At 30.7% G+C, this 14,282-nt stretch carries 14 protein-coding genes; 7 read left to right on the top strand and 7 right to left on the bottom strand.

What is annotated here, in order from left to right:
- Positions 1-46: 46 nt before the first annotated feature.
- Both BP92_RS17215 and corA read right to left on the bottom strand, forming a co-directional pair.
- Positions 47-217: a hypothetical protein gene (locus BP92_RS17215; protein ID WP_008258162.1), complete on the bottom strand. Its 171-nt coding sequence runs from the start codon at positions 215-217 to the stop codon at positions 47-49.
- 82 nt (positions 218-299) lie between these two features.
- Positions 300-1,370 carry a magnesium/cobalt transporter CorA gene (corA, locus tag BP92_RS0108870; RefSeq protein WP_026725740.1) on the bottom strand — a complete coding sequence of 357 codons (1,071 nt, stop codon included), beginning with the start codon at positions 1,368-1,370 and terminating at the stop codon, positions 300-302.
- Positions 1,371-1,440: 70 nt separating this feature from the next.
- Between corA and hutI the strand changes: the two genes are divergently transcribed.
- Both hutI and crcB read left to right on the top strand, forming a co-directional pair.
- On the top strand, positions 1,441-2,676 hold the full coding sequence (gene hutI, locus BP92_RS0108865) for an imidazolonepropionase (protein WP_026725739.1): 1,236 nt from the start codon (positions 1,441-1,443) through the stop codon (positions 2,674-2,676).
- A 1-nt stretch (position 2,677) separates the two neighbouring features.
- Positions 2,678-3,055 (top strand): fluoride efflux transporter CrcB, encoded by a 378-nt coding sequence (gene crcB, locus BP92_RS0108860; RefSeq protein ID WP_026725738.1) that lies wholly within the window; start codon positions 2,678-2,680, stop codon positions 3,053-3,055.
- 51 nt (positions 3,056-3,106) lie between these two features.
- Here crcB and BP92_RS0108855 read toward each other — a convergent pair whose 3' ends face one another.
- Positions 3,107-3,985 (bottom strand): coiled-coil domain-containing protein, encoded by an 879-nt coding sequence (locus BP92_RS0108855; protein ID WP_026725737.1) that lies wholly within the window; start codon positions 3,983-3,985, stop codon positions 3,107-3,109.
- Positions 3,986-4,102: 117 nt separating this feature from the next.
- Between BP92_RS0108855 and BP92_RS0108845 the strand changes: the two genes are divergently transcribed.
- Together BP92_RS0108845 and BP92_RS0108840 are read left to right on the top strand one after the other, a co-directional pair.
- Positions 4,103-5,134 (top strand): formimidoylglutamase, encoded by a 1,032-nt coding sequence (locus tag BP92_RS0108845; RefSeq protein ID WP_026725736.1) that lies wholly within the window; start codon positions 4,103-4,105, stop codon positions 5,132-5,134.
- Positions 5,135-5,205: 71 nt separating this feature from the next.
- Positions 5,206-6,459: a DEAD/DEAH box helicase gene (locus tag BP92_RS0108840; protein ID WP_026725735.1), complete on the top strand. Its 1,254-nt coding sequence runs from the start codon at positions 5,206-5,208 to the stop codon at positions 6,457-6,459.
- A 12-nt stretch (positions 6,460-6,471) separates the two neighbouring features.
- On the opposite strand, the gene BP92_RS0108835 is transcribed toward BP92_RS0108840, so the two are convergent.
- From BP92_RS0108835 to holA, 4 genes are all read right to left on the bottom strand, one after another.
- The gene (locus BP92_RS0108835; protein WP_026725734.1) at positions 6,472-8,670 is read right to left on the bottom strand and encodes an ATP-binding response regulator; all 2,199 of its coding nucleotides are present in this window, start codon (positions 8,668-8,670) and stop codon (positions 6,472-6,474) included.
- A gap of 83 nt (positions 8,671-8,753) precedes the next feature.
- Positions 8,754-10,445: an energy-dependent translational throttle protein EttA gene (ettA, locus tag BP92_RS0108830; RefSeq protein ID WP_026725733.1), complete on the bottom strand. Its 1,692-nt coding sequence runs from the start codon at positions 10,443-10,445 to the stop codon at positions 8,754-8,756.
- A gap of 63 nt (positions 10,446-10,508) precedes the next feature.
- On the bottom strand, positions 10,509-10,691 hold the full coding sequence (locus BP92_RS0108825) for a CAL67264 family membrane protein (protein ID WP_026725732.1): 183 nt from the start codon (positions 10,689-10,691) through the stop codon (positions 10,509-10,511).
- 78 nt (positions 10,692-10,769) lie between these two features.
- Positions 10,770-11,774 (bottom strand): DNA polymerase III subunit delta, encoded by a 1,005-nt coding sequence (gene holA, locus BP92_RS0108820; protein WP_026725731.1) that lies wholly within the window; start codon positions 11,772-11,774, stop codon positions 10,770-10,772.
- Positions 11,775-11,836: 62 nt separating this feature from the next.
- On the opposite strand from holA, the gene BP92_RS0108815 reads away from it, so the two are divergent.
- The 3 genes from BP92_RS0108815 (at position 11,837) to BP92_RS0108805 (ending at position 14,261) form a co-directional block, all read left to right on the top strand.
- A complete protein-coding gene (locus tag BP92_RS0108815) occupies positions 11,837-12,280 on the top strand; it encodes a type I restriction enzyme HsdR N-terminal domain-containing protein (RefSeq protein ID WP_026725730.1) in 444 nt (147 codons plus the stop codon).
- A gap of 78 nt (positions 12,281-12,358) precedes the next feature.
- Positions 12,359-13,354, top strand: a complete 996-nt coding sequence (locus BP92_RS0108810; protein ID WP_026725729.1) for a glycosyltransferase family 2 protein — start codon at positions 12,359-12,361, stop codon at positions 13,352-13,354.
- Between the two features lie 70 nt (positions 13,355-13,424).
- Positions 13,425-14,261, top strand: coding sequence for an OmpA/MotB family protein (locus BP92_RS0108805; RefSeq protein ID WP_026725728.1), 837 nt, complete (start codon positions 13,425-13,427; stop codon positions 14,259-14,261).
- The last annotated feature ends 21 nt before the right edge of the window (positions 14,262-14,282 follow it).

Genomic DNA, 14,282 nt, shown 5'->3' with positions numbered 1-14,282 from the left:
AGTCCCGATTAAATCGGGACTTTTTATTTTAAAAATTAAAAGAAATTTATCCTTCTAATTCAGCTTGTCTTTTAGCTCTTTTCTCTTTAATCAATTCCATGATAGCTCCGCCCAACCAATAGTGAACAAATCCTACTAAGAATATCATCAACCAAAAACCAATAGTTAATATGGTTAAGAAAAGTAAAAAACCTAGGTACTGTTGAAATTCAAACATAATATTTTCCGGAATTTATGAATTCTTGTCAAAGATAATAGGAATATTTATTTTTGACAATATAATTGCTATTATTTTTACCCTAAAACCACTTTTTGATTTTAAAATATATAAACATTACCGCAACAACTGCTAACATTATTCCCCAAATAATAAAATAGCCATACTCCCACTCTAACTCAGGTAAGTTTTTAAAGTTCTGACCATAAACCCCAACGATAAAAGTTAAAGGTAAAAAGAACATCGAAACCACCGTTAAAGTCTTCATAACCTGATTCATTTTATGGTTCTGAGCTGAGAAAAAATAATTTGATGTACTATCTAAAGTAATTAAATCAGAATCTATTTGTTCTAATAATTCTAAACATTTTTGGTGTAATCGTGAGAAAAACGTAAAATTTTCATGCTGAATATCATTGAAAACATTATCATCTTTAATGCTTTTGATAGAATACAAAGAATCGCGTAATGGAATAATCGAACGTTTTAAAAAATTGAAATTATCCCGATGTTTTTCAATCAATTCTAAAACTTCTGGATTCGTATTTTTCTTTGACAAATCAATTAAATCATCCACTTTATTTTCTTCACTTTCAATGGTAATATAAAAATTTTCAATTATCGCATCTAATAACAAATACAATAAATAGTCTGCTTTTTTTGTTCGTACGACTCCAGAATTTGTTCTAATTCGTTCTCTAATGTGTGTAAAAAAATCGCTTCTTTTTTCTTGAAAAGATAACAAAACATTATCCTTTAATAAAAAACTAATTTGCTCTACACTAATATTATCTGACTTTTTTTGAGGTAATAGCGATTTAACATTAAAAAATAAAATATTATGATATTCTTCAATTCTTGTTCGCTTTGTAGTATTTAAAATATCACTTATAATAAAATAATCTGCTTCAAACTTAGCTCCTACTTTTTCAATAAATGTATGATTATTTAAACCATGAATGTTAATCCAATTCACTTTTAAAGCATCAATATTGGCATCTAAGTCATGAGGTTCACATTGTTGAAATTCTATAACGTCATCTGTATTATAAACAAACATTTGCATTTCTGTTGGTGTATCTTTATGAATACCTGTATATTCCAAAGTGCTTGGATGAACTTTTCTTCCTTTCTTGTATTTAATTTTTCTCAAAACAAACAAATTTTATATAAAGATAGGAGTTTTTAAAAATGAGAAGTATTTTTACGAAAATTTATTTTCAATGCAAACGTTATTCATCAACATAAAAGAACTATTACAAATTAGAGAAGTTGAAATTGATAAAATTTCTGGAACCGATATGGCAATATTGCCTAAAATTGATAATGCTTATCTTTTAATTGAAAATAATATCATTTCCGATTTTGGTTCAATGGATAATTGTCCAAAACTTTCTGATGCGAAAATTATTGATGCAACCGGACAAGTAATTTTACCAACGTGGGTAGATAGTCACACACACATTGTGTATGCTGGAAATAGAATTCAGGAATTTGTAGATAGAATTAATGGCTTGTCATACGAGGAAATAGCCAATCGTGGTGGCGGAATTTTAAATTCGGCTAAAAAACTAAACGAAACTTCAGAAGATGAAATTTATGAGCAATCAAAATTACGTTTAGAAGAAGTCATACAACAAGGAACGGGTGCGGTAGAAATTAAATCAGGTTATGGATTAACTGTGAAAGGCGAATTGAAAATGTTGCGCGTTATCAAACGTTTAAAAGAAAATTATCCGATTGCTATAAAAGCTACATTTCTTGGCGCTCATGCTTTTCCAATGGAATACAAAGAAAATCATTCAGCCTACATCGATTTGATTATTAATGAAATGTTACCCAAAATTGCTTCCGAAAATTTAGCTGACTACATTGATGCATTCCTTGAAACTGGTTATTTTTCAGTAGAAGAAACCATTAAAATTATGGAAGCTGGTAGAAAGTATGGATTAGAACCAAAAATTCACGTCAACCAATTCACCGCAATCGACGGAATTAAAGCTTGCGTTGAAAATGGTGCATTATCTGTTGATCATTTAGAAATTGTAACTGATGAAGATATTGAAGTATTGAATAACAGCAAAACCATGCCAGTGGCTTTACCAAGTTGTTCCTATTTTATTAGTATTCCTTATACTCCAGCAAGAAAAATGATGAATGCAGGTTTACCATTAGCTTTGGCTACCGATTATAACCCTGGCACTACTCCATCAGGAAATATGAATTTTGTAGTGGCAACGGCTTGCATCAAAATGAAAATGACTCCGGAAGAAGCCATCAACGCAGCTACAATAAATGGTGCTTACGCGATGGGAATTTCAAAAACGCACGGAAGCATAACAAAAGGGAAAAAAGCAAATCTCATCATCACAAAACCAATCATGAGTTTTTACCAATTGCCTTATGCTTTTGGAACAAATTTAATTGATAAGGTAATGATAGAAGGTAAATTTATTTAATATGATTAAAACTCTTTTACTTGTTGGAATTGGAGGCGCCATGGGAAGTGTTCTTAGATACTTGACTCATTGGTTAACTTCTAAATATTTTCAAAGTTCGTTTCCTTTAAGTACCTTTTTAGTGAATATTTTAGGAAGTTTACTTATTGGTTTATTCATCGGTTATTTAGGAAAATACTTCCCAGAAAACCATCCGTTAAAGTTTTTATTGATTGTTGGTTTTTGTGGAGGTTTTACTACTTTTTCAAGTTTTGCTTTGGAAAACTACAATTTACTTCAAAACAACAACCAAATTACAGCTTATATTTATATGGCAACTTCTATTATTTTAACTGTTTCAGCAGTTGGATTTGGAAGTTATTTATCAAAATATCTATAAAAAAGTCCAATGAAATTACTCTCATTGGACTTTTAAAATTTTATAAAACGATTATTTCAATTCGAAACTTGTTTTAGAAACTAATTCTGCATTTTTGTCAAATACATTTACAAAGTAAGTTCCTTTTGCAAAATCTTTTCCAGGTACTTCTTCATTTACTTGAACTGTTTTGTTTTCATACTTTACAGTAGAAATAAAGCTATAAGTTAACGTTTTATCTCCAGCAGGGATTGTTTTCTTTTCTCCTAAAATATTGCTTTTACTGTCAATAATTTGAACATAATATTCTCTTGAACCTGTCTTAGCAATTTGATTTTCAGCAATTAAAAAACTTACTTTTAAAACATCTGCTCTGCTAGCTTTGTCTGTTTCAATTTGTTTTCCTGAACTTTTTTGTTTAACTGCTAAAACTTTTAAGTTTAAAACCGCTAGCTTAGAACCTTTTTCAACTGTTTTAGTTAGGCTTTCGTTCTGAGTTAATAAAGTATCATTGAATTTCTTAGCATCTGTTAAAACTACTTTTGTACTATCTAAACTAGATGTTAAAGCAACGTTTTGTTCTTTCAATGTTTTATTTTCAGCTACTAAATTATCCATTTCTCTTTTTAAACGGAAGTATTCATTTTTGTATTTTGCCATAGCTGCAGCATCACCTTTCGATTTTTCAACTTGCTCTAACAAAGCTACCATTTTAGCTTGTTCAGCTTGTAATTCATCTTTTAATGCCGTGTTATCAGCAATCATTGTGTCATATTCTGCAATTTTAGCTTTTAATTCTTCAGCTAAAGTATTTTTCTCTGTAGTTAATGAAGTTACTGTCTCTTTATTATCTGAAGAAAGTTTAAAAATATAACCTACACTTCCTAAGAAAAGTAAGGCTAAGACTACTACAGCAGCTTTTAATCCGGAATTATTTGATTTGTTTTCCATTTTTTGGTATTGTTGGGTTAATGTTAAGTTTTCCAAAAATACAATTTTTAAAGTATTTTCTAAATTTTAAACGAATTTTATTTAAAAATAGTACTTTTGATTGCATTTTTTAATTTTATGGAGAATATTACACTTTTAAGCCAAAACGAATTAGCCAAAATAACGAACCACAGAAGTGGCGAAATAAAATTTGGAGAAAAAATCATCACAGTCCCAAAAGACACTGATATTGTGGAATTTATAACCAACAACGAAGCTAAATTTGTACTTTTTGGAATACCAGAAGATATTGGAGTAAAAGCAAATTTAGGAAGAATTGGTGCTGCTTCGGCTTACGATAGTGCTTTACAAAGTTTGGCTAATATTCAACATAATAAGTTTTGTAAAGGAAGTAATCTACTAGTTTTAGGCAAATTAAATGTAGATGAACTTCTAGAAAAAGCCCAAAATTTAGATGCAAACAACAAAGAACATAGAAAAGAACTCTTCAAATTAGTTGAACAATTAGATATTGAAGTTTCACATATTGTACACCAAATTTGTAATGCTGGTAAAATTCCAATTATTGTGGGTGGTGGACATAATAATGCTTATGGAAATATAAAAGGTTTAGCCTTAGCCAAAGGAAAACCAGTAAATGCTATAAATTTTGACGCTCATACCGATTTTAGAATCTTGGAAGGAAGACATTCTGGAAATGGATTCAGTTATGCTTTTGAAGACGGCTTTTTAAAGAAATATTTCGTTTTTGGATTACATGAAAACTTCGTTTCAAAAAGTGTTTTCAATACGTTGAAAGAATTAACTTCGAGAGTTAAATATGTTACTTATGAAGAAGTAGAGGTAAAGCGTGAGAAAAACTTTGAAACCGAATTAGAAAACGCACTTAACTTTATTAAAAACGAACCTTTTGGAGTGGAATTAGATTTAGATGCTATTCCAAATATTCCCTCTAGTGCCATGACATTAAGTGGTTTTAGTGTAGACAAAGCGCGACATTTTACTTACTTTTTCGGGAAACATCAAAATGCTTCTTATTTCCATATTTGCGAAGGAGCTCCAGCTCTTGATGATTCTAAAAACAATCATTTAACAGGTAAATTAATTGCTTCGTTAATTACTGATTTCATGAAAGCCAAAATGGGGTAAAACCAAATTCCTCAAAATAACACTATCTTTGTACCCTTATCAAACTTATTTGATAGGAAAATTTATTATTTATGACATTTAACGAATTAAAATTATTTAACAATATACAACAAGCTTTAGAAGAAGAAGGCTACACTAACCCCACTCCTATTCAAGAACAAGCGATTCCTGAAATATTAGCAGGACAAGATTTAGTTGCCTGTGCTCAAACTGGAACAGGAAAAACCGGTGCATTTGCCATTCCTATCTTAAATTTAATTCACAGAATTGTAGGTTCGGCTAAAAAAGCAAAACATATTAGAACTTTAGTAGTTACACCAACTAGAGAGTTAGCCATACAAATTGATGAAAGCTTCAAAACCTATGGGAAATATACCAATGTAAAATCGTTAGTGATTTTTGGTGGTGTAAATCAAGTGCCTCAGGTAAATGAGTTAAAAATGGGTGTTGATGTTTTAATCGCAACTCCTGGTAGACTTTTAGACTTACACAAACAAGGTTTTATCGATTTGAATCACATGCATCACTTGGTTTTAGATGAAGCGGATCAAATGTTGGATATGGGATTTATTAATGATGTTAAGAAAATCATCAAATTAACTCCTGAAAATCGTCAAACATTATTATTTTCGGCAACAATGCCTTTAGCGATTAGAGAATTAGCGGATACTTTTTTAACACGACCAAAATACATTTCGGTTACGCCAATTTCTAGTACGGCTGAAAATGTAACGCAAAAAGTATATTTCGTAAACAAAGACGAAAAACGTTTACTTTTAAAACAGTTAATTATTCAAGAAAGTTTGAGCAATGCTTTAGTGTTTACCCGAACCAAACACGGCGCTGATAACATTGTAAAAGTGCTAAAAAAGGCTCATATAAAAGCAGAAGCTATTCACGGTGACAAATCGCAAAATGCACGTCAACGTGTTCTAGAACAGTTTAAAAATAAAGAAATCGATATCTTAGTTGCTACCGATATTGCGGCAAGAGGAATTGATATTGAACAACTTCCGTTTGTAATTAATTTTGACATTCCAAATATTTCTGAAACCTATGTGCACCGAATTGGTCGTACAGGTCGTGCTGGAAATTCAGGTTTAGCCATTTCATTTTGTGGAAAAGATGAAAAACCATATTGGCAGGATATTGAAAAATTAATCCGAATGAAAGTCAAATTAATTTCTGATCACCCTTATGAATGGAAAGACGAAGTTAAAAATCCAGATGCAAAACCTGATTTAAGAAATAAAAATAAGATGAATCCAGATTCAAAGTCAAGAAAGTCGGAAGCTTCTAAGAAAAACAAAAAACGTTGGTACTAAGCCAGCGTTTTTTTATTTATCTACTAATCGTTTAATGGTTTCAAACAGTTTATGACTTTCAAAAGGTTTTACGATTACTTCATCTATTTGAGCATCGATAATTTTTTCTTCAATATCTTGTTTGTCGAATGCTGTAACGGCAATAATTGGAATGGTTATTCCTTTTTGTCGTATTAATTTTGAAGTTTCAAAACCATTAATGATAGGCATATTAATATCCATTAAAATGGCATCAAAATCAATTTTACTAACTAATTCTAGAGCCGCGTAACCATCATCTACAATTTCACACTTAAAATGATTGTTTTCAAGTAATTTTTTTGTGACTACTTGATTTATTTTATTGTCTTCAACCACCAAAATTTTGTATTCTCTTCTTACCGAAAGATCTACATCAAAATTATTAACAATAGATTTTGCTTTAGAAACATCAGAATCTAATGGCAAGGTGAATGTTATGGTTGTTCCTATTCCTTCTTCGCTTTCTAATTGAATGGTTCCGTTGAATAATTCGACTAACTTTTTAACTATGGTTAATCCCAATCCTGTTCCTTGATAATCGTCTTCTTTACGATATACTTGAACAAATTTTTCAAAAACTTTATTTTGATCTTCTTTAGCAATTCCTATTCCGTTATCGGTTACTTGGAACTTCAAATAACATTTTGTTCCAATTGTTTCTACCAAATTCGCTTTAACAACTACCTTTCCATTTTCGGTAAACTTAAGGGAATTGCTCATCAAATTGATAAAAATTTGAGACAATCGTATTTTATCTCCAACTAAAACTTCTGGGATTGAATTATCAACTTCAATGAAAATTTGGTTATTATTTTTAATGGCCAAAAAATGAAGCGAATCTTTTATAACCGTTAATTCGTCTTGAATATTGAAAACCATATCTTCTAAAACTACTTGGTTTTCTTCAATTTTATAAACTTTTAAAATATCATTTACTAATGACAATAAATAGTTAGCAGAAAATTTTAAGGATTTTAAATGCGGGCTGTTTTTTAATTCTTTATGTTCGTCTAAAATAATATCAGTAATTCCAACTACTCCATAAAGAGGCGTTCTTAATTCGTGACTTATGGTTGAAATAAACTGCGTTTTTAATTGTGATGCTTCTTCTGCTTTTTCTTTAGCGATTAATAGTTCTCGATTTGCTTCTTTTAAATCAGAATTCGCTTTCGCTTTAAATTTATTATTCCGAATTAAGGAAAGTAATAAAAGCAACAATATGAAAAAGATAACACCTAAAAGAATTACAAAAACACGGTTAGCCTGTAATTTTTCTTGTTGAATTTCTTTTTCTTTTTTAATTTTATCAATCTCTCTATTAATCTCATCGTGTTCTATTTGTAATCCACCTACCTTAACATCATTTAAACGTTCTTCATTGTAAATCTTATCTTGTAATTCATCGTGTTTTAAAAGATAGAAATGCGCTTTTTCGAAATTTTTAATTTTATAATAAAAGTTTGAAATATCATTATAAACATCACTTGCATTAGATTTAATTAACTCAACATCATTCTGCTCACAATAGTTAACTGCCTTTAAATAATACTCTTCTGCTTTTTTGTTATTATTTAAACTATTGTAGTATAAACCAAAATTTGAATTCAACGAGATTTTCGATTCGATATCACCATTTTTATCGACATAATCTTTGACGTCATTAAAATACTGAATACCATTACTAAAATCTTCAACGGCAAAATAAGCACTTCCAATATTCAACTTTGAAAACATAATTTCATACTCATCTTTATGTTGAATTGAATATTTTAACCCTTCTTTATAATGCTTAATTCCTTTTTGAAAATCGATTTTTCTATAACAATAAACATTACCTAAATTATTGTTTAACCAACCTTTAACCGTATCATTGTCTACTTTGTTAGCTAAAACAAGTCCTTTATTGTAATACTCAATTGCTTTTTTGTAATCTGAAAATTCTTCAAAATTTAATCCAATTAGATTGTATGCTTTGGAAGCCAATAAATCGTCATTGTTTTTTGTTGCAAGAATAAGTGCTTTTTGAGCAAAATCAAGAGATTTCTTAGAATCTAATTGTAGAAAACTTTGCCCTGCTTGTTTCAATAATTCCTTAGCTTCTTTTTTTGTTGAATTTGTTGACTGTGCAAATCCCAAAATGGAAGTCAAACAGAAAAATAAAACAAAATAAAAACGCGTGTAAGTTATCATGTAACTGCTTTAAATAGGATTGATTTTAAGAACTACTAAAATAAAAAAAAATCCTGACTAAATCAGGATTTTATAACAAATGTTTATCGTGTTAATTTTTTGTATTTAATACGAGTTGGTGTTACATCTTTTCCAAGGCGTTTGCGCTTGTTTTCTTCATATTCTGTAAAACTTCCTTCAAAACTGTATACTTGTGAATCGCCTTCAAAAGCTAAGATATGTGTACAAACTCTATCTAAAAACCATCTATCGTGGGAAATAATAACCGCACAGCCAGCAAAATTTTCTAAACCTTCTTCTAAAGCTCGTAATGTATTCACATCCAAGTCATTCGTTGGCTCATCTAACAACAATACGTTTCCTTCTTCTTTCAATGTCATGGCTAAGTGAAGTCTATTTCTTTCTCCACCTGATAAAGTAGCTACTTTTTTGTTTTGATCGCTTCCGCCAAAGTTAAAACGAGATAAATACGCTCTCGAATTTACTTGTCTTCCGCCCATCATAATCAATTCTTGACCATCGCAGAAGTTTTCCCAAATGGATTTATTCACATCAATATTAGAGTGTGATTGATCTACATAAGCAATTTTAACAGTATCTCCAATTGTGAATGAACCTGAATCTGGTTTTTCTTCTCCCATAATCATTCGGAAAATAGTTGATTTACCAGCACCATTTGGACCAATAATTCCAACAATTCCCGCTTGTGGAAGTACAAAATTTAAATCATCATATAATAATTTATCTCCAAATGCTTTTGAAACATGTTTCGCTTCAATTACATTAGTACCTAAACGAGGTCCATTTGGAATGTAGATTTCTAATTTTTCGTCTAATTCTTTTTGGTCTTCGTTTAATAATTTATCATAGTTCTGTAAACGTGCTTTTTGCTTAGTTTGACGCCCTTTTGCTCCTTGACGTACCCAATCTAACTCACGCTCTAATGTTTTTCTACGTTTGGATGCTACTTTTTCTTCTTGCTCCATACGTTTTGATTTTTGGTCTAACCAAGAAGAATAATTTCCTTTCCATGGAATACCTTCTCCTCTATCCAATTCCAAAATCCAACCCGCAACGTTATCTAAGAAATATCTATCGTGCGTTACAGCGATAACGGTTCCAGCATATTGTTGTAAATGTTGCTCTAACCAAAGTACCGATTCCGCATCCAAGTGGTTGGTTGGCTCATCTAATAACAATACATCAGGTTGTTGTAATAATAAACGACATAAAGCTACACGACGTTTTTCTCCTCCTGATAATACACTAATCGGCGTATCAGAATCTGGAGTACGAAGTGCGTCCATTGCAATTTCTAATTTATTATCGATTTCCCAAGCACCACAAGCATCAATTCTGTCTTGTAATTCTGCTTGACGATCCATTAGTTTTTGCATTTTATCCGCATCTTCATAAACTTCTGGCAAACCAAAATCGTCGTTGATTTTGTTGAATTCTTCCAATAAAGCAAAAATCTCCGCTGCTCCTTCACGAACTACTTCAATTACGGTTTTAGTTTCGTCTAATTTTGGCTCTTGTTCTAAATATCCTACTGAATATCCTGGAGCGAAAACAACATCTCCTTGGTAGTTTTTGTCAACTCCAGCAATAATCTTCAACAAAGAAGATTTTCCTGAACCATTTAAACCTAAAATACCAATTTTAGCTCCGTAAAAGAAACTCAAATAGATGTTTTTTAATACTTGTTTGTCACTTCCTTGGTAAGCTTTGCTTACTTTTTGCATCGAGAAAATGACTTTCTTATCGTCTGACATAAACTATATGTTTGATTTATGATTATTAAAACTTTGTACTTTTAATTTTACACATTGTACTTTTTACACTCTCCCTTTTAATGCATTGAAAACCCAAGCAATAGCAAAGAAACCAACACCAACGGCAGAAAATCCCCAACCTGCTACATCGGCATATCTATAAATTCCTAAGCCAATCAATAATAATCCCATTAAAATCATAATGAAAGTTGCCCAAGCCAAAATTGTATTTTTATTCATTCCCATAATTAAGTATTTTTAACTAAAGTTTTGTAAAATTTAGGACTGCGAAGGTACAAATTTTAAAACTTTTTATGCTTTGTATTAATTGAAAATTTTAATCAACATTTCCTTCAATAAATCGTGTTGTGACATAGATGAAGCACCTACTCCTTTACTTTTCACATCAATATCGCGTAAAGCAGCAACTATTGCACTTACTTTTTTCATTGGGTAATTTCGAAATGCTACTTCGTAATCTTTAACAAAATACGGACTCACTTTTAAAACTTTAGCCGCATTGAACTGCGATTTATCTTTTAATCCATGATATTGTAATAATTGTGAAAAGAAACCAAACACCAATCCGGTTGTAACCACTATTGGATTATCTTTTGGATTTTGAGAGAAATGATCAATGATTTTGTAAGCTTTCAATTGGTCTTTTTCACCAATAGCCTTTCGTAATTCGAAGTTATTGTAATCTTTACTAAAACCGATATTTTCTTCAATATCTTTTGGTGTAAACGTATGTCCTTTTGGAAGTATAATTTTAAGTTTTTCTAATTCATTATTGATTTTAGATAAATCCGTTCCTAAAAATTCTACTAAGATAGCGGCTGCTTTAGGCTCAATGCTATAACCTTGTCCAGATAAAACACGTTTAATCCAATCGCCAACCTGATTTTCATACATTTTTTTACTTTCGTAAACTACTCCGACTTTATCTAAAAGTTTGGTTATTTTTTTACGCTTGTCTAACGTTTTGTATTTGTAGGCAAAAACTAAAACGGTTGTTGGTTGTGGGTTTTCGGCATACGATTCTAATTTATCAATATAACGCGACAACTCTTGTGCTTCTCTAACTACAACCACTTGACGGTCAGCCATCATTGGATAACGTTTTGCATTTCCAACCACATCTTCCATAGAAACATCACGACCATACAAAATCGTTTGATTAAAATCGCGTTCGTGTTCTTGCAAGATATTTTGTTCAATAAATTCAGTTAATTTATCAATATAATAAGGTTCATCGCCCATAAAAAAATAAATGGGTTTGATGTTTCCGGCTTTAATATCTTTTGTAATTTGAATTACTTCGTCCATAATTTAGTATTCAGTGGTCAGTAAATAGTTGGCAGTTTGTAATATTTAACTAATTTTGAACTATGCAAAAATTGAATTTTCCAACGTATTCCTTTCGGTTCAAAAATAGTGAAAATAAAGTGTCTATTTTTGATGAAATTAGAAAAAAATTTATTCTTCTTACACCAGAAGAATGGGTGCGTCAACACGTAGTTCAGTTTTTATTACAAGATAAAAAGTATCCAAAATCGTATATTAACGTTGAAAAATTAATTAAGATTAACGATTTAAGTAAACGATATGATGGTGTGGTTTTTCAACCTAATGGAGAAATATTTTTACTTATCGAATGCAAAGCGCCAGAAGTTCCTATTTCCCAACAAACATTTGATCAAATTGCTCGTTATAACTTAGTTTTGAAAGCAAAATATTTAATGGTTACCAATGGACTAAATCATTATTTTTGCCAAATGGATTTTGAGAATGAGAAATATGTTTTCTTGAAAGAACTTCCTGAATATAAATGATGGAAGCTGGATGATGGAAGAATTTTTTCTTTGAAACTCCAAATAACCTGAAACTTGAAACCTGAAACAAAAAATCACTTGAAAAAAATAGCAGTAGTCATATTAAATTGGAACGGAGCGAAATTGTTAGAACAGTTTTTGCCTTCGGTAATTGCATTTTCTGATGAAGCTATGATTTACGTAGCCGATAATGCTTCTACTGATACTTCTATTGAAGTGATTCAAAACCAGTTTCCAACCGTAAAAATCATTCAAAATACAGGAAATTTTGGCTTTGCAAAAGGTTATAATGAAGCCTTGAAGTTTGTTGAAGAAGAATATTACGCTTTAGTAAATTCCGATATTGAAGTAACTGAAAATTGGCTGGCTCCTATTTTAGAAATTTTTGAAACGCAACCAGAAACAGCAATTATCCAACCCAAATTATTAGATTTCAAAAAGAAAACGCATTTTGAATATGCTGGTGGCGCTGGTGGTTTTATTGATAAATTCGGTTATCCTTTTTGCCGTGGGAGAATTTTTGACACGATTGAAGAAGATAAAAATCAATATGATGATGAAATCGAAATCTTTTGGGCAACCGGAGCTTGTTTCTTTATCCGAAAACAAGTCTACCGAAAACTAAACGGTTTTGATGATGATTTCTTTGCCCACCAAGAAGAAATTGATTTGTGTTGGCGCGCTTTTAATTTGGGCTACAAAATAAAATACACTTCAAAATCAATAGTGTATCACGTTGGTGGTGCTACATTAAACGAAGGAAATCCAAGAAAAACCTTTTTAAATTTCAGAAATTCATTGTTGATGTTAACCAAGAATTTACCGAAAAATCAATTGTTACCCATCATTTTTATGCGATTGTGTTTAGATGGATTAGCAGGAATTCAATTTGTTTTGAAAGGAAAATTCAAACATTTTTTTGCAATTATTCAGGCTCATTTTGCTTTTTATGGTGTTGTAAATCAATTTTATAAAAAAAGAGGTATAATTCAAAAATCAAATTACTATAAAATAAACAGCATCGTTTATCGTTACTTTATCAAGAATGGCAAGGTCTTTGCTGACCTTTTTTAACAATAGTTTAGGTTTAAAAAAGCTATTTTTTAACAATTTCCATTTAATTTTGTAAAAAAATAATTATCGTATGAGAAGAGTAATGTTATTCGCCACAGTAGCTGCTATTTCATTAAGTTCTTGTGTTTCAAAAAAGAAATACACGGAATTAGAAGCTAAAAACAAAGAAATTCAAGATTTATTAAACACAGCAACCGTAAAATTAAATACGTGTTTGACTGAAAGAGAAGCTTTAGCACAACAAGTTGACTTCTTAAAGAAAAACAATACCGATTTAATTAACAACATGGGTAATTTAACTACGTTAACTACCAAAGGTGCTGAAAATCTGGAAAAATCTTTAGAAAGTTTAAAGGAAAAAGATTTAAAAATCACACGTTTACAGGATGCTTTAACTAAAAAAGACAGTGTAACATTGGCTTTAGTTACAAGTTTAAAACGTGAAGTAGGAATTGACGATCCGGACATTAACATCAATGTTGAAAAAGGAGTTGTGATGATTTCGATTGCTGACAATTTATTATTCAAATCAGGAAGTTACGAAGTAAGTGATAAAGCAAAAGGTGTTTTAGCTAAAGTAGCTAAAGTAATCAACAGCAAACCAGACTTCGAATGTATGGTTGAAGGTCACACCGACAATGTGCCAATTAAAAATGCAGTTTTATTAGACAACTGGGATTTATCGGTAAAAAGAGCGACTTCAATCGTAAGAGTTTTACATAAAGAGTTAGGCGTTAGTCCAAAACAATTAATTCCTGCAGGAAGAAGTTCTTACATTCCTTTAGTAGAAAATGATTCTCCTGCTAACAGAGCTAAAAACAGAAGAACTCGCATTATAATCATGCCAAAAATTGACCAATTCTACGATATGTTAGAAAAGGAAATGAAAAACTTAGAAGGAAAATAATTTACCTTTGAAATATAAAAA

Source organism: Flavobacterium sasangense DSM 21067 (assembly GCF_000686885.1).
Taxonomy (GTDB): domain Bacteria; phylum Bacteroidota; class Bacteroidia; order Flavobacteriales; family Flavobacteriaceae; genus Flavobacterium; species Flavobacterium sasangense.
This window is presented reverse-complemented; position numbering and strand designations above follow the sequence as displayed.